This window comes from Pseudoalteromonas sp. Scap03 (genome assembly GCF_013393115.1).
In the GTDB taxonomy this organism is placed as follows: Bacteria; Pseudomonadota; Gammaproteobacteria; order Enterobacterales; family Alteromonadaceae; genus Pseudoalteromonas.
This window is the reverse complement of sequence record NZ_VDEU01000002.1, coordinates 467,502-484,445: the sequence shown is the minus strand read 5'-3', so window position 1 is coordinate 484,445 and position 16,944 is coordinate 467,502. Positions and strand designations below refer to the sequence as shown.

The window sequence follows — 16,944 nt, the reverse complement described above, 5'->3', positions numbered from 1 at the left end:
TTTATAAAAGCGGCTATAATCCAGCTGCTTTTGCTAATAAAAGCGATTATTTTGGAGTTATAAATGGGTGATTTAATCGGGATTGCATTATTAATCTTGATGAGTGCGTTATTTGCGATGTCAGAAATTTCGATTGCCGCTTCACGCAAAATAAAATTAAGGGTTATGGCCGACGAAGGAAATGTGCAAGCGCTGGCGGTTTTAAAACTGCAAGAGCAGCCAGGGGCTTTTTTTGCCATGATCCAAATTACGCTTAATGCGATTGCCATATTAGGTGGGATTGTTGGTGAGCAGGCATTATCGCCTTACGTGCAAGAAATACTGCAGTTATTTTATCAGGGGCCGTTACTTGGCCAAATTAGCTTTTTACTGTCGTTTTTAATTATTACCTCATTGTTCATATTATTTGCTGATTTGCTTCCAAAGCGTTTAGCAATGATTTTACCTGAGGCTGTTGCTGTGCGTGTAGTTACAATTATGCGTTGGGTCACTTTCGCGCTCACACCGCTGGTATTATTTTTTAACGGCTTAACCAATATAGTATTACGAGTATTCAAAGTACCGAGTGAGCGTGAGGATATAGTTACTACTGAAGATATTGTTGCCATGATGGATGCGGGTGCCGAGTATGGCAGCCTTCAACAGCAGGAATATGACTTAATTGGTAATGTATTTGATTTAGAAGCGCGCTTTTTATCAAGCGTGATGTCGCCACGAGAGCAAATAGTTTACTTTGATATTGATGAGTCGAGTGAAGATATAGCCAATAAAATTATAGAGCATCCACATAATCACTTTTTAGTGTGTAAAGGCAACCTTGATAAATTAATTGGCTCGGTTGAGTCAAAAGATATTTTACGCCAAGTGCTTAAAGGTGAGGCGGCAAATATTAATGCGGATATGCTTGATAAAGATATTTTTTATTTACCAGAAACACTGAGCTTATCTGAGTCGCTAAATGCGTTTAAAACTGCCGTTCATCCTTTTGCTGTGGTGGTCAATGAATATGCGCTAGTGGTTGGGATAGTGACAGTTAAAGATTTAATGAAAGGCTTTATGGGTGATTTAATCACGCATCAAAGTGAGGAGTTAATCATTGAACGCGACGCTAATTCTTGGTTGGTCGATGGTTTAACACCTATTGTTGAATTAGCTAAGGTATTAGAAATTGATGAATTCCCTGAGCAAAACCATTATGAAACGGTTGCCGGGTATTTAATTTATACCATGAAGCATATTCCCAAACGTGCAGAATTCATTGTATTTTCAGGCTTTAAATTTGAAGTAGTGGATGTAGAAGGTATTCGTATTGAGCAGTTACTCGTTTCTAGGATGAATCCTGATAGCGAATAATAGCCGCTAAAATTAAATTATTGATTAACGGCAGCCAATGCATTGGCTGCCTTTTTTATGGGTGTTAATGATATAGCAAAACTATTGTTTGAGTTTATTTGGTGACAACTATAGTCAATTGTAAAAATGTGTAAATGTTACTCAGTGGCTATTTTTAATTGTTGTACTATAGTTTAGAATGATCGTTCATTCTAAACTAAAAGGTATTTAACATGCAGCGCTCCCGCATCGCTTTTTTTGTATTTTCAGCCCTCGTTGGTTCTGTTGCTTTAAGTGGCTGCGATCAGGTAGCTGAGCAACCCAGTGCTTCTGCCCCTGCAGCGACTCCTGTTGGTGTTGTCACATTAAAAAGCCAAGCAATAACACTTAAAAAAGAATTACCAGGGCGTGTAAGTGCGTTTCAAATTGCTGAAATTCGTCCTCAGGTAAGTGGAATTGTGCAATCACGCTTATTTGAAGAAGGCACTCAGGTTGAAAAAGATCAAGCGCTTTACCAAATCAACCCTGATATTTTTGAAGCAGAATTAGCCGCCAGTAAAGCGGCGGTTGCTCGCGCAGAAGCGAGTATTGCTAGCAGTAAATCTAAAGCGTCTCGTTATAAAGAATTATTAGCAATTAAAGCCGTAAGCCAGCAAGATTTTGACGAAGCTGATGCTGCTTCTAAGCAAGCCTCTGCAGAATTATTAACGGCACAAGCGCAGTTAAAAAGTGCGCAAATTAACCTTGATTATAGCCATGTTTCTTCGCCAATTAGCGGCCAGATTAGTAAATCAAGCGTGACGGTCGGCGCATTAGTTAGCGCAGGCCAAACAAGCGCACTGGCAACGGTTACGCAACTTGACCCCATTTATGTGGATTTAACCCAATCAAGTAATGAGCTAACTAAACTCAAAAGAGCGCTAGCATCAGGTGCTTTAGGTGTCGACTCTACAACACAAACCGATGTAGAACTAATAATGGAGGATGGCTCAGTATATCCTCATAAAGGTACATTACAGTTCTCAGAAGTGACCGTTGATCCAAGTACTGGCTCGGTGACTCTGCGTGCTAAATTTCCAAACCCTGAAAAGCTACTACTGCCGGGAATGTATGTACGTGCTGAAGTCGTTGAAGGTGTTAAGTCAGACGCAATATTAGCCCCACAACGTGGTGTGAGCCGTAATACTAAAGGTGATCCTACAGCTATGGTTGTTAGCAAAAACAACACAGTTGAAAGCCGTGTATTAAAAGTAGAGCGAACTTTAGGCGCTAATTGGTTGGTGAGCGAAGGCTTAGCCGATGGCGACCAATTGATTGTGGAAGGGCTACAGAAGATTCGCCCAGGTGCACCTGTTACGGCAACTGCTGTGCAGTCTTCTGCAAATAATAGCCAATAACGGAGAGTTTTATGTCACGATTTTTTATCGATAGGCCTATTTTTGCTTGGGTATTGGCGATTGTGGTTATGCTTGCGGGTATTATTGCCGTTAAAAGCCTACCTGTTGCTCAGTATCCGTCTATTGCGCCGCCAGCGATTACCATTACGGCTAACTACCCAGGTGCATCTGCACGTACATTAGAAGACTCGGTAACTCAGGTTATTGAGCAAAAAATGAAAGGGTTAGATGGCTTGTTATACATGTCATCAACCTCACAGTCCAGCGGATCAGCAACGCTGACATTAACATTTGATGCCGAGACCGATCCAGACATTGCCCAAGTTCAAGTACAAAATAAATTAGCGACCGCTACGCCATTATTGCCTGAAGAAGTTCAGCGCCAAGGTGTAGTAGTGGCAAAATCATCATCAAGCTTTTTGTTGGTTGTTGGTTTTGTGTCGCAAGATGGCAGTATGACTAATATTGATATTGGAGACTATGTATCGTCAAACGTGCAAGACATTGTGTCGCGTGTAGATGGTGTAGGTGAAGTGGAGCTGTTTGGCTCTCAATATGCAATGCGTATTTGGCTCGATCCGGCTAAATTACAAAACTATAAGCTAACCCCCAGCGATGTATCGGCAGCAATTAAAGCACAAAATGCACAGGTGTCAGCAGGGCAACTCGGTGGTATGCCGTCACTTGCTGGGCAGCAGCTTAATGCAACTGTTACTGCGCAAAGTCGATTACAAACACCAGAGCAGTTCAGAGATATTTTAGTAAAAACTAACAGCGATGGGTCGGTTGTTCGCTTACAAGATGTTGCCGAAGTTGAACTTGGCGGTGAAAGCTACGGTGTGGTTGCTCGTTTTAATGGTAAACCAGCATCGGGACTCGGCGTAAAGTTAGCCAGTGGCGCTAATGCACTTGATACCGCGCAAGGAGTAAAGGATGCACTTGAAGAGCTTAAGCCTTTTTTCCCACAGGGGCTTGAAGCGGTTGTGCCTTATGACACAACTCCCTTTGTTGCACTTTCAATTGAAAAAGTAGTACATACTTTAATAGAAGCCGTAGTACTAGTGTTTGTTGTTATGTACTTATTTTTACAAAACTTTAGAGCAACTATTATCCCAACAATTGCTGTACCTGTGGTGCTTTTAGGTACATTTGGCGTTCTATTTACCTTTGGGTATTCAATTAATACGCTCACTATGTTTGCCATGGTACTGGCCATTGGTCTGTTGGTCGATGACGCGATAGTGGTAGTTGAAAACGTAGAACGTTTAATGACAGAAGAAAAGCTCTCTGCGGTCGAAGCAACGCGAAAGTCTATGGATGAAATTAAGGGCGCGCTTGTGGGTATTGCCATGGTGCTGTCGGCGGTATTTATTCCTATGGCATTTTTTAGTGGCTCTACAGGGGTTATTTATCGTCAGTTTTCTATAACGCTGGTAACAGCAATGGGGTTGTCGGTATTAGTGGCGCTTATTTTAACACCTGCATTGTGTGCTACGTTATTAAAACCGAGTCATGTGCATACTGATGGTACCTTTATTGGTCGTTTTTTCTCAGGCTTCAACCGTGGTTTTGATAAAACTAATAGAGGTGCACAAAGCTTTGTTGGGCGAATGATCAAGCACTCTAAACGTTATTTGCTTAGTTATGTTTTGATTGTCGGTGGTATGGTCACTATTTTTTCAAGCTTACCCACTGCGTTTTTACCGGACGAAGACCAAGGTATTCTGTTTAGCCAAGTTATGCTGCCAGCAGGTTCTACAACAGAGCAAACGCTTGAAGTGGTTAAAAAAGTAGAAAACCATTATTTAGAAGAACAATCTGAAGCTGTTGCCTCAATTTTCACGGTTACCGGTTTTAGTTTTGCAGGCTCAGGACAAAACTCAGCCATTGGTTTTGTGAGCTTAAAGCACTGGGATGAGCGCCAACGTGACGATTTATCAGTGGGAGCGGTTGCAGGAAAAGGCATGGGCTATTTTTCAACGATAAAAGAGGCGTTTGTGTTTGCATTCCCACCTCCGGCTATTATTGAACTTGGCACTGCGAATGGTTTTAATATGTTTTTACAAGACCGAGTTGGTTTAGGACACGATGAGCTATTAAAAGCGCGTAATCAGTTATTGGGTATGGCAAGTCAAAGCCCAATTCTGGCAGGTGTTCGTCCTAATGGCCAAGAAGATATGCCTGAATTACAACTGGATATTGACCTTGCAAAAGCTGAAGCTCTTGGTTTATCACAAGGTGATATTAACAGTACACTTTCGACTGCTTGGGGTAGTAGTTATGTTAATGATTTTATCGACCGTGGCCGCGTTAAAAAGGTATATTTGCAAAGTAAGGCTGATGCGCGCATGGTACCTGAGGATCTAAATAAGTGGTATGTACGAAATAAAAACGGAGACATGGTGCCATTCTCAGCGTTTGCTAGTTCGTATTGGTCTTATGGCTCACCTCGTTTAGAGCGCTATAATGGTTTTTCAGCTATGGAAATTCAAGGTAGTGCTGCGCCAGGTTACAGTACAGGTGAAGCTATGGATGAAATGGAGCGCTTAGTAAAGCAATTACCTAATGGTATTGCCTCTGAATGGACTGCTATTTCATACCAAGAACGTTCAAGTGGTGGTCAAGCGCCGCTTCTTTATGGCCTTTCACTATTATTTGTATTTTTGTGTTTAGCAGCACTTTATGAAAGTTGGTCTATCCCATTTGCAGTAATGATGATTGTACCTCTGGGTATATTGGGGGCTGTTATGGCTGCTTTTTTAGGTAATTTATCAAATGATATTTACCTACAAGTTGGTTTATTAACCACCATAGGGCTTGCCTCTAAAAATGCGATATTAATTGTTGAATTTGCAAATCATAAAATGGATGAAGGCCTGAGCTTAGTTGATTCAGCCATTGCAGCCGTACGACTTCGTTTACGCCCTATTTTAATGACCTCAATGGCATTCATCTGTGGTGTACTACCGCTTGCAATAGCCTCCAGTGCAGGCTCTGGTGCACAAAACGCCTTAGGTATCTCAATCATTGGTGGAACACTAGCAGCTTCATCATTGGTGGTGATTTTTGTACCCTTATTTTTTGTTTTAGTGCGTAGACTGTTTTCAGGAAAAGCTAAAACTACCTCGCAGGAGGAAGCATAATGAGTGTAAGAACAATCAGTTTTAGTGCTTTAACTTTAGCCATTTTATCTGGATGTCAGTTAGCTCCTCAGCAAGAAACGCTTAATTTACCTGTCCCTGATGCGTATGCATCAGAGGCAGGCAAAGGGCAAGTTTCATCATTAAAATGGCAGCAGTTTTTTAATGATGAAAAGCTCAAAGCACTGATATCACAAAGCCTTGAGCACAATAAAGACCTGCAAATAGCAGCGCTTAATGTAGAGCGAGTACGTGGTTTATATCAAATTCAAGACTCGGCTCTGTATCCGTCACTTGATTTAAACGCGACGGGAAGTCGTCAGCGTTTACCTGCTGATTTATCAGCCAGCAGTCAGCCTCAAATTAGCTCCCAATACAGCGCAACTGTGGGTATGACCGCTTATGAGTTAGATTTATGGGGCAAAGTGCGTAATCAATCAGAGCAAGCACTTCAAACGCTTTACTCTACGCAGCTTAGTGAGTACAGCATGCAGGTGTCGTTGATTTCTGAACTGGCAAATGCGTGGCTTAATTATGCGACCGATCAGCAATTACTTGCTTTGGCTCAAGAGACATTGTCATCGCAGCAAGCGTCTTTATCTTTAACGCAAAAAAGCGTTGATTTAGGTGCTGCCTCTGAAATTACGCTAGAGCAATTAAAAAGTACCGTAGCTACTGCAAAGGTTGATATTGCAACGTATAAGCGTTTATTAAAACGTGATAAAAATGCGCTTGATTTATTAGTAGGTAAACCGGTGAGTCAGGACTTACTACCGACTAAAGAGTTGAACAAATTACTTGATTTACCCGCTGTTCCTGTCGGCCTTCCATCTGATCTACTAACACAGCGTCCTGATATAAAAGCGGCTGAGCACCAATTATTTGCTGCAAATGCCAATATAGGTATTGCGCGTGCGGCGTTTTACCCAAGTATTAGTTTAACAGCCAATGCAGGGAGTGCATCACGTGATTTAAGTAATTTATTTGATGCAGGGGCAGGTACATGGAGCTTTATACCGTCGGTAAATTTACCTATTTTTAGTATGGGACGTAACCAAGCTAATTTAGATGTCGCTAATGCAGAGCAACAAGTTGCTGTAGCAACGTATCAGCAAAAAATTCAACAAGCGTTTCGCGAAGTTGCTGATGTGCTTGCTGATAGAGAAGGTTTCAATGCGCAATTAAATGCGCTTGAGCAGCTACTACAAAGCCGAAAAATAACCTATGACCTATCACAGGCGCGATACGATAAAGGGGTCGATAGCTTTTTGCAAGTGCTCGACGCTCAGCGAACATGGTATAGCGCAAAGCAACAACTGATCACCGGTCAACAAGCGCTGCTTGCAAGTCAAATTAACTTGTACAAAGCTGTTGGCGGTGGTTGGGAAGTAACTACTCCTCAAAATAACTAATATGCATAAAACCAATTAGTTATGGCAGATTTATCCGTAGTAAAGTAATACTGTTTAACGCTTATCTCTTTATTGTTTAGGGATAAACGTTAAACATTTCGAGTCTAGTGACTCGATAATGGAGTGTCGAATGAATTCTAAAAATAAAAAACACCTTGATCCGGTGCAAGCACAAGCGCGTCGTGAACAGGTATTAACAGCTGCTGCGGATTGTTTTCGTCGCAAAGGCTACCATGGCGCCGGTATGGCTGAAATAGCAAGAACAGCAGGTATGAGTGCAGGCCATATTTATAACTATTTTGATAGTAAAGAAGCAATAATCGAGCGTATTATTGAAAAAGATATGGAAGAAATGTTTTCTATATTTCAAGAGTTTGAAGAACAACCCGGTGATATTTTAACGGTGTTACTTGATGGTCTACATCATGGCGTACAGCGTCATATGGACACCGGAGCCAGCGTTGTTGACCTAGATATGATGGCAGAGGCTAGTAGAAATAAAAAAGTTGCTTTGCTACTACGTGATGCTGACACGCAAGCGCGTAACAGAATGCGGGATCTATTAGTGAGTGAAAGTAGTTTAATAAAATCACATTCAGAGCAAGAATTAGAGAGCCGTATTAATGTGATTTTTTCAGTGATGGCCGGATTGTTATTACGAAAAATGCTGTTTCCTGAGTTAACAGAAGAAACCGTGCTTATTGCACTACGTCCAGCAATGAAAACATTACTTATGCCATTTGATAATTAATGCACTAAGTTATTAAGTTACTATGAATATTTGACCCTTACTATTGTAAAAAAGAAAGGACTAGCCTTATATACAAATAGTTTATGGCCAATATCATAAATAAAGACTAGCATTGAGTTGCTAAAATAGGAAAACAAAAATAAAGATATAGTTATTTATTATCAATAGCTTAATATTTTTAGCTGGTTTTATGTGAGCTTGCGCTATAGAGCTAAACACAGTAAATAAGAATAGTTGCTTTTTGGCGTGCTACTTGCATTCTTCGAGCTATATTAAAAGCGTTAATTTTGCGCTAACAACTTTAAGGAGAGCACATGTGGGCTGCAGTAAGTTATCTTGTAACAGCATTGGTATTTATAGTATTGGGATTAACGGTTAACTCCATTTACTTTGCAGTTGCGTTTTTTTGGACTGCACTATCGTTATTATTAGTCAGCGGTGCTTATTTTTTTAACGCAGGGAAAGTATTTAGAAAACGCGAAAATGGCGTTATCCCTTTTTACATTCGCTGGGCCTTTGTGCCTTTTTTATTAGGTGCGCAAATTTATAATGCGTGGTCACGAAAGCGTGACAAGGTACCGCCTATTCAGCAAATAAACGATAATCTATTTTTAGCATGTCGTTTATTCCCTTCTGATATAGACACATTGAAAGAAAATGGCATTACCGCTGTTTTGGACGTTACCTGTGAATTTGATGGCCTTGAATGGACATCTACCCAAGAAAATATCGATTATTTAAATATTCCTGTTCTTGATCACAGTGTGCCTACACACTCACAGTTAAACCAAGCTATTAACTGGATTCATCATCATATTAAAAAAGACCGTCGTGTTGTGGTGCATTGTGCATTAGGGCGTGGACGCTCGGTGTTTGTTATGGCGGCATATTTATTGAGTCAAAATAAAGATGCGGATGTGCATGATATTCTTGCACAAATAAAAGAAACACGTGAAACTGCCAATCTTAATAAACGCCAATTACGCCATTTAGTTAAGCGCCACCGTAAGGGGGAGCTACTGATAAAAAACAAAGCGTACTTAATTGCTAATCCGGTTTCAGGTACTAAGTTGTGGTCTGAAAAAGAGCATTTAATTATTGCGCGTTTATCTGCGTATTACGATTTAACCATTTTAAAAACTACGCCAGAACAAAATGGCATTACATTGGCTAAACAGGCTATAGAAAGCCACCCCGATATTATTATTGCTTGTGGTGGAGATGGAACTGTAACTGAGGTTGCCAGTGTGTTGGTGGGTACGTCTTGTCGATTAGGAATAATACCACTGGGCACAGCAAATGCACTCGCTCATGTATTAATGGGGATAAAATCTAAATTTATTCCTGTTGAGCAAGCATGTGATTTAATCATTGATGGTCAAGCTAACCTTATTGATACCGCGTATTGTAATGATGAACTAATGTTATTATTAATTGGTATTGGCTTTGAGCATGCAATGATTGAAAAAGCAGATCGAGAGTCTAAAAATAAATCAGGTCAACTTGCTTATTTAAATGGTTTTTTACACTCATTTGGCGAAAATAAAGCGCAACAGCTAATAGTTAAATTAGATGATAATGAGCCTGAGACTATTAATACAAATAGTTTTATTGTGGCAAATGCTGCCCCATTCACTACGTTATTAGCACAAGGGGGCGGGCAACCCGATCACCGCGATGGGTTATTGGATGTAAACTGGTTAACGCCAAACAAAGATAATGAAACCACGGTATTAAGTATTGCAGAGCTGATGTTTAGCAGTATTACGCAAACGCATCTTGCTATTAACTCGCATTATACCAATGCAAAACGTGTAGAAATAAGCGCAGATGAAACGCTAAATTACGTGATTGATGGCGAGGTTAAATCTGCAGAAAAAGTGGTGGTGAGCATTCACCCTGCGTCGCTAAATGTAATATGCCAAGAGCAAACACCTGATTAGAAAGGCGTATGTATTACGCCATTGCTATTTTTTGAGCCTTTTATTTTTTAATAGAAGGCCATACAAAACCTGATGTATCAGGTTGTGAAGATTCAAACTGCTTAGGCTTGTTTTTAGGCTTACGTAACGGCTTGTTATTAATGGTATGGATATAAAGCGCTTCTACTTTATCTCTTGCCCAAGGCGTTTTACGTAAAAATTTTAAGCTTGATTTTATACTTGGCGAATCGGTAAAACATTTGATATTTACTTGCTCGCCCATTGCTTTAAAGCCTAAACGTTGTTCTAGCTCAACTAGAATTTGCTCTAAAGTTACCCCATGTAGTGGGTTTTTTGGTTGATTATTCATAGTCACACTGCTTTTTTAAACTGAATGTATTGTAACGTATCCCACCGCATCTTAATAGTTTGGTGATGGCCGGCATATTCCAGATTGTTACTCTTGATTAATTTACAGTAATAGTAGAGGGTTTCTTGGGGTAAATAAGGTTACCTTGTTTGTCGAGCTTTAGCCAAATTAACTGGCTGTTGTTATGTTGAGGGTATTTAGCAGCACAAATAAGCGTAACGGAATGAACCTGCAGTATGGCGCCTTCGCTATAGCGTTTATTATCATACCAGCACTCAGCGTTAGTGTTTATAAGCTGGGTAGCATCAACAATAGGAAGCGTTTTTATTGCGTTAGCGTAGCTTAAAGCTGGAAAATACACGCATAAAACAACAATAAAGAAAGTAAAATAATAACGCATAAATAACCTCAAAATTAACGTGTTTAAAAAAAGCACACTTAGTTAAAAAACATGCTAGGGTAAGTGGGACAGTTTTAGTAAAACACAGAACAATAAAAAGGTGAACACATATGCTATTTAATCAAACTATGATTGACGAATTTACACTACTTGCAAAATTCCCACGCGAGAGCAAAATGCAGGGCATTAAACTCCATTCAGACGCTGAACCCGCTTTATTAAGCGCAGCACAACGTTTGTTTGATAAAGGGGTTATTGATAGCCCAGATGGCGGTTATTTAACTGATCTGGGCTTAGACTTAATTGAGCACGTCACTGTAATACACAGTGCTTTAAAAAGTTAGTTTGCGTCGGGTTGATTTTCTGGGGCTGCATCACTAAAGGCAGTCAACTCATTACAACGCTGATAAACGGCTGCTATTTTAGGATAAGCAGCCATATCTACTTTAAAGCGAATGGCATTAAATACCTGCGGCACTAAACATACATCGGCTAAGCTTGGCGAGTCGCCTGCGCAAAATGTATTTTTGCTATCGAGCATTTGTTCTATTTTATCAAAACCAACTTTAACCCAGTGTCGGTACCACTTATTTTTTGCTTCATCATCGACATTGAGTTCACTACTTAAATATTTAAGCACCCGTAAATTATCAATAGGGTGAATATCACACGCAATTGCATAACTTAAATTGCGAATGTGTGCTTTTTGCCATGCATTACCTTGCAGTAATGGTGTTTCAGGGTATTGCTCTTCAAGGTACTCTAAAATTGCTAAAGATTGACCTAATACGCCGCCCTCTGTTTCTAAAGCAGGTAACAGTCCTTGTGGGTTTTTCTGTAAGTAATCTGTGCTTTGCTGTTCTGATTTTAATAAGTTAACAGGTACCAATTGATGATCAATATTTTTTAGATTTAATGCGATTCGAACACGATACGCTGCAGATGAGCGAAAATAAGTATAAAGCTTCATAATCTGATTATCCTTGATTGCCATTAAAGTGTTTTTTGATTGTGCGCCAGCAATCAGTGTAATTAGCTTGGCGCTCTTTACCTTCTAATGCGTATTTAGTCGGCGATATTACATAACGTGACTCAAACATAAACGCCAACGTATTATCGTAGCGTTGTGGCTCTAAATCGGCGTTTGATGCTTTTTCAAATACGTCTGCTTCAGGACCATGCGGCGACATACAGTTATGTAAGCTCATGCCACCTGGCACAAAGCCATGCTCTTTTGCATCATATACCCCTTCTATTAAGCCCATAAACTCACTCATAATATTACGGTGATAGTAAGGCGGGCGGAAGGTGTTTTCAGCCACCATCCAACGCGGTGGGAAAATAGCAAAATCGATATTTGCAACGCCTTCAGTACCCGATGGTGAAGTTAGCACGGTAAAGATTGAAGGGTCGGGGTGATCAAAGCTAACGGTATTCATGACATTAAAGCGAGCCAAATCGTATTTGTAAGGCGCACTATTGCCTGTCCAAGCAACAACATCAAGGGGTGAGTGACCAATATCACAACGGAACATATTGCCATTAAATTTAGCAATCAGTTCAAAATCACCCTCAATATCTTCAAAAGCCGCTACTGGATATTGAAAATCACGATCATTCGCATAACCGTTGGCACCCACAGGGCCGCGCTCAGCAAGGACATAGGCATGGCCGTAGTTTTCACAAATATAGCCACGCGCAGTGTCCGTTAGTAACATTACTTGAAATTTAATACCACGCGGAATAACGGCAATTTCGCCGGCTTTAATAGTTAAATGCCCAAGCTCTGTTTTAAGTAGTAGTTCACCTTGTTGCGGTACAAATAACATTTCGCCATCGGCATTATAAAAATAGCGATTGTCCATTGATTTATTGGCAACATAAACATGAATACCGATACCCGCTTGACCATTAGCGTTACCATTAGCGGCCATGGTGATAAGCCCGTCAACAAAATCTGTAGGTTTTGTTGGTACATCAATTGGATCCCAGCGCAGCATGGTTGGTGGAGTCGGTACTTCGGTAATGGGAGCGGTTCTAATTAAGCCATTGTCTATGGCTGTATAATCGCTCTGCACAACCGATGGGCGAATACGATACATCCAAGTGCGGCGGTTATCGGCGCGAGGAGCGGTAAATGCAGTGGTACTGAATTGCTCTGCGTATAAATCATATTTTACTTTTTGCGGACTAAATTGCCCAATCGGTAATGCACCAGGCAGGGCTTCGGTTTCAAATTCATTGCCAAAGCCGGTCATGTAGTTTAATTGTGTCGCCATTACTGACTCCTGTAAAAATGGGGGAGTGTTATATTTTTGTTATTTACGCTAAGATACTCTCAAGTGAGACTAATATCAAATACACTGATTATGACCGTTGTAAATAAAAGTGAACAGATAAAAGTCGTGTGTAAATAAATAAGTGATTCAATATGAAAATAGATTTAACGACATTTTTACCCTATCAATTAACACACTTAGCAACACAGGTAAGTAATGATTTTTCAAGCATTTATAAAAAAGAGTTTGATTTAACTATTCCTCAGTGGCGAATAATTGCTAATTTAGCGCAATTAGGTCAAAGCACAGCAAAGCAGTTATGTACTCAAGCAGATATGGATAAGTCGACAGTATCAAGAGCGGTAAAAACGCTAATAGATGAAGGGCTTATTTATAGCGAGTTAAATAAGCATGATAAGCGCGCTGCATTTTTGATGTTAAGTGATAAGGGTATGGCTTTATACGAAAAAATAACGCCACAAGCATTGCAATGGGAGCAAGCATTATTAAGCTGCCTGTCGGATGATGAACAACGCCAGTTAATCGCTATTTTTGAAAAATTAAAAAATAAATTACAGGCATAAAAAAGCCCACAAAGTGGGCTTTTAAATAGACTAATTTAATTAATCAAATTAGAACGTGTAACGAACACCTACACGCATTTCCCATACTGAAGCACCAGTTTGTACTGAAGTATTTGCGTTATTTGCATTAAAGTCTGAGTAAACGTAACGACCTTGGTCATCTAAAGATGTTGAGATCATGCTTGCGCCTACGAAAGGACCTTTCTTAAGTACGCCCCAGTCATCATTTAGCATGTTAGTAAGGTTGTCGATTACGAAGAATGCTTCACCTTTATGGCCATCCATAAAGCCTGGTAGTTCTTGTGTAATCTTAAAGTTAAACTTAACAAACCAATCTGAATTTTGTTGGTTACGACCTGCAATTTCACCGCGTTTAAGTCCTTCAGAAGCAATGAAGTCATTGAATTCATTGATTTCATCAGCCGACATGTTGTAAACAACGTTAGGATCGTTTTCAAGTGGAACATAAAGTAATTGGCGGCTACCATTCCAGCTATCATCACCCCAAACACTATCGCTTCCGTCAAACGTAAAGCTGTACGGTAAGCCTTTATATGCCTCACCGTAAAGGTTAAAGCGTGTTTCAAAGCCGTCTACAAACTCATGTTTGTAACCAAGAGTCATAGTGAAACGGTGCGGGATTTCATAATCTGAAGACGCAACACCAGGGTTACCTGGGTTTGAAAGCGCGATGTTACCGTAGTTAGAACCGGCTGTAGAGCTAGTCATTGGGTTTACATCGTCTGCGTCTGTGTATGCATAACCAAAGCTAAAGTTAATGCCGTTGTCATACATTTTGCTTATTGCAGCAGAAATAACTGAAGAATCACCACTATTACCGCTTACGTTAGTAAGTAGTAAATCACCACTGCGGCCATCGATTTTTTCATAAATAGGGCGACCATCAAACGTAGTTTCACCGCTTTCTTGAAGTGAAATGTCACGCATTACAGCAGCATCATTTTTCTTCGAGTATAAGTAATCAACAGATATTACGTATTCGTCTTCAGTTGTGTATGTAGCACCAAGTGAGTATTTCCACTCTGAAGGAATTTCAAAATCTGGGTCTACAGCGTTAACTGTACCATCACCAGAACCTATTTCTGTAGCACCAATAATGTCATAAAGTTCTTGTGGAACCTCAAAGCCAGGAGTACCGCCATTCACATTTGGAGTATTAAATAAGTCAATAGTTCTTGAATCAGAATCATAATTACTTAGTTGACTCTCTCTTGTAGCAATTTGTGTAATACCGTCATTTGAGTATGAGTTAGACAGCCATACATTAGGGTTACCACCAGAGAACAAGCCTAAGCCAGCGCGTACTTCAAGCTCGTCTGTTGCATACCATTGAAAACCAACACGTGGCTGCAGTAAGTCAATACCATCAAATGTAGACTGGTTGCTGTAACCGTAACGATTAGTGAAGTTCTCGTTAAAGTTAGGAACGTCATCACTTGTGTACTTGTCGTAACGTAAACCGAACTGAATGGTTGCATCTAAGTCAGTAAATGCGTATTCATCTTGTACATAAAACGTGTGTTGAGCATACTCAAAACTAGCACCCGAATCAGTTGGATCGTTTGTTCCAGCTGAGTTGTTGTAGTAGATACGGTCGGCTATACCTGCTTCAAACTCATCGATTGAACCAAAACGGTATTCACCTTCCGTGTGCTGAACAAACAAGTTGAAAACGCTTAGATTTTCATATTCATAGCCAGCAGTAATAGTGTGTTGGTCTAAGTAGTAAGTACCAGCAACTTTAAATGTAGTTGTGTCGTAATCTAGGTCGTTTGATTGACGAGAATCATCTGGACCAATAAATACAGTACCGCCATTATCAGTACGAATTTGCATTTCACCAAAGCTACTTGCAGCATCTAATGACTGAACAGTTGCATCTAGCTCTGATTTACCTAAACGAATTTCTGTAGAGAAATCGTCTGACCAATCAGAATATACAGAGCCAATAATTGAAGTAAATTCAGCACTTTGATCATAGAAATGGTTTGATAAAGAAACTCGGCTAGAACCTGTATCCGACTGAGAAATTGTATTACCGTCGTTGTAGTTATAAATTAAGTTTGCACGGTGATCTTCGTTGATGTTCCAATCTAGTTTTACTAAGATCTTTTCATCTTCAACAGGCATGCTAGATGGCATACCGCCAACATCGTAACCATATACAGATTGAGCTGCATTTGTGATGCGGGTAATGTCTTCAGCTGTTACGCTGCCAGTGTTTAAACCGTCGTAGTTAAACTGGCGAACACCTTCAAGTTTTTCGTATGAAGTGTACAAAAATAATGTATCTTCAATAAGCGGAAGGCCTACGTTGAAACCGTAACGCTTTTCAGTGTAGTTACCGTTATCAACTTCATTACCTTCAATTTCATCGCCTTTCATTGAATCGCTTGTGTAATCGAAGAAAACACCACCGTGAATGTCGTTGCCACCCGATTTTGTTACAGCGTTGATGTTACACGATGTAAAGCCACCGTATTGAACGTCAAAAGGGGCTAGCTCAGCTGAAACTTGTTCAATAGAGTCGAAAGAGAAAGGGGCACGGATAGTTGGGTAACCGTTTGAGCTTAAACCGAAGTTATCGTTCATGCGAACGCCGTCAAGCGTTAAGCTGTTGTAACGTGGGTTACCACCACCACAGTTGATTGAACCACGGCTATCATCAATTGTAATACGTGGGTCAATACGAATAATATCTTTTAAATCACGGTTGATTGCTGGTTGGTTTTCAAGATCCGTCAGCGTAAAAGTAGACGCAGGACCTGTTCCACCAGACATAGCACTGATAGGAGCACCTGTAACTACAATTTGCTCGATGTTAGATATATTCTCTAAAGAAGCATTTACAGGGTAATCGTTACCAATATTAAGAATAATATTATTGAACTCTTGATCTGCATAAGTGTCAGAATCTACAACTACTTTATATGGACCACCAACACGAAGGCCTTTTGCTGTGAAGTAACCAGCGTCGTTAGTCTCAGTTGTTTTAACTGAGCCTGAAGGAACGTGTAGGATAGTAATTTTAGTTCCTGCAGCAGGGTTACCATTTGGCCCCTTTATTTGACCTTTAATTGCTGAGGTTGTTTCGTTTGCAATTGCAGCACCACTCACACCAACACATGCTGCTATAGCAAGTGATAGAGCCGTTTTGCGAAGTTGAATTTTCATTTTATTTTCCCGTGTAGTTAAATAAACTTTTAATAGCTTTTTTATTTTAATTTTGGATTAGGAGGCTGAGTAACACACCTAACCAAAAATGTTTACATAGTGTACCTCATTTGATTGTTACAAATAAAATACAACTGTAACTTTTTTATTATAAAACACTTT

13 protein-coding genes are annotated in these 16,944 nt (G+C 40.1%); 8 read left to right on the top strand and 5 right to left on the bottom strand.

From position 1 onward, the window contains the following. Positions 1-63: 63 nt before the first annotated feature. The 6 genes from FHG08_RS17500 (at position 64) to FHG08_RS17475 (ending at position 9,975) form a co-directional block, all read left to right on the top strand. Positions 64-1,353, top strand: a complete 1,290-nt coding sequence (locus FHG08_RS17500; RefSeq protein ID WP_178957303.1) for a hemolysin family protein — start codon at positions 64-66, stop codon at positions 1,351-1,353. Between the two features lie 212 nt (positions 1,354-1,565). Then, complete coding sequence (locus tag FHG08_RS17495; protein ID WP_178957301.1) at positions 1,566-2,729, top strand: efflux RND transporter periplasmic adaptor subunit; 1,164 nt, start codon at positions 1,566-1,568, stop codon at positions 2,727-2,729. 11 nt (positions 2,730-2,740) lie between these two features. Continuing rightward, on the top strand, positions 2,741-5,872 hold the full coding sequence (locus FHG08_RS17490) for an efflux RND transporter permease subunit (RefSeq protein WP_178957299.1): 3,132 nt from the start codon (positions 2,741-2,743) through the stop codon (positions 5,870-5,872). Further along, a complete protein-coding gene (locus tag FHG08_RS17485) occupies positions 5,872-7,281 on the top strand; it encodes an efflux transporter outer membrane subunit (RefSeq protein WP_178957298.1) in 1,410 nt (469 codons plus the stop codon). The genes FHG08_RS17490 and FHG08_RS17485 overlap by 1 nt, the downstream gene beginning before the upstream one ends. A gap of 130 nt (positions 7,282-7,411) precedes the next feature. Further along, positions 7,412-8,032 (top strand): TetR/AcrR family transcriptional regulator, encoded by a 621-nt coding sequence (locus tag FHG08_RS17480; protein ID WP_178957296.1) that lies wholly within the window; start codon positions 7,412-7,414, stop codon positions 8,030-8,032. Between the two features lie 314 nt (positions 8,033-8,346). Continuing rightward, positions 8,347-9,975 (top strand): diacylglycerol kinase family protein, encoded by a 1,629-nt coding sequence (locus FHG08_RS17475; RefSeq protein WP_178957294.1) that lies wholly within the window; start codon positions 8,347-8,349, stop codon positions 9,973-9,975. Positions 9,976-10,015: 40 nt separating this feature from the next. Here the strand turns inward: FHG08_RS17475 and FHG08_RS17470 are convergent, their stop codons facing one another. Beyond that, complete coding sequence (locus FHG08_RS17470; protein ID WP_178957292.1) at positions 10,016-10,324, bottom strand: VF530 family DNA-binding protein; 309 nt, start codon at positions 10,322-10,324, stop codon at positions 10,016-10,018. Positions 10,325-10,421: 97 nt separating this feature from the next. Then, on the bottom strand, positions 10,422-10,724 hold the full coding sequence (locus FHG08_RS17465) for a DUF1496 domain-containing protein (protein WP_178957290.1): 303 nt from the start codon (positions 10,722-10,724) through the stop codon (positions 10,422-10,424). Positions 10,725-10,834: 110 nt separating this feature from the next. Here FHG08_RS17465 and FHG08_RS17460 point away from each other — a divergent pair, with 110 nt between their 5' ends. Next, positions 10,835-11,068: a TIGR02647 family protein gene (locus FHG08_RS17460; protein WP_008464346.1), complete on the top strand. Its 234-nt coding sequence runs from the start codon at positions 10,835-10,837 to the stop codon at positions 11,066-11,068. On the opposite strand, the gene maiA is transcribed toward FHG08_RS17460, so the two are convergent. Beyond that, positions 11,065-11,694 carry a maleylacetoacetate isomerase gene (maiA, locus tag FHG08_RS17455; protein WP_178957288.1) on the bottom strand — a complete coding sequence of 210 codons (630 nt, stop codon included), beginning with the start codon at positions 11,692-11,694 and terminating at the stop codon, positions 11,065-11,067. The two genes, FHG08_RS17460 and maiA, sit on opposite strands and share 4 nt — an antisense overlap. 7 nt (positions 11,695-11,701) lie before the next feature. After that, the gene (gene hmgA / locus FHG08_RS17450) at positions 11,702-13,003 is read right to left on the bottom strand and encodes a homogentisate 1,2-dioxygenase (protein ID WP_178957286.1); all 1,302 of its coding nucleotides are present in this window, start codon (positions 13,001-13,003) and stop codon (positions 11,702-11,704) included. A gap of 152 nt (positions 13,004-13,155) precedes the next feature. Between hmgA and FHG08_RS17445 the strand changes: the two genes are divergently transcribed. Beyond that, the gene (locus FHG08_RS17445) at positions 13,156-13,587 is read left to right on the top strand and encodes a MarR family winged helix-turn-helix transcriptional regulator (RefSeq protein ID WP_178957284.1); all 432 of its coding nucleotides are present in this window, start codon (positions 13,156-13,158) and stop codon (positions 13,585-13,587) included. A gap of 48 nt (positions 13,588-13,635) precedes the next feature. Here FHG08_RS17445 and FHG08_RS17440 read toward each other — a convergent pair whose 3' ends face one another. Continuing rightward, positions 13,636-16,782: a TonB-dependent receptor gene (locus FHG08_RS17440; RefSeq protein WP_178957283.1), complete on the bottom strand. Its 3,147-nt coding sequence runs from the start codon at positions 16,780-16,782 to the stop codon at positions 13,636-13,638. Positions 16,783-16,944 lie beyond the last annotated feature (162 nt).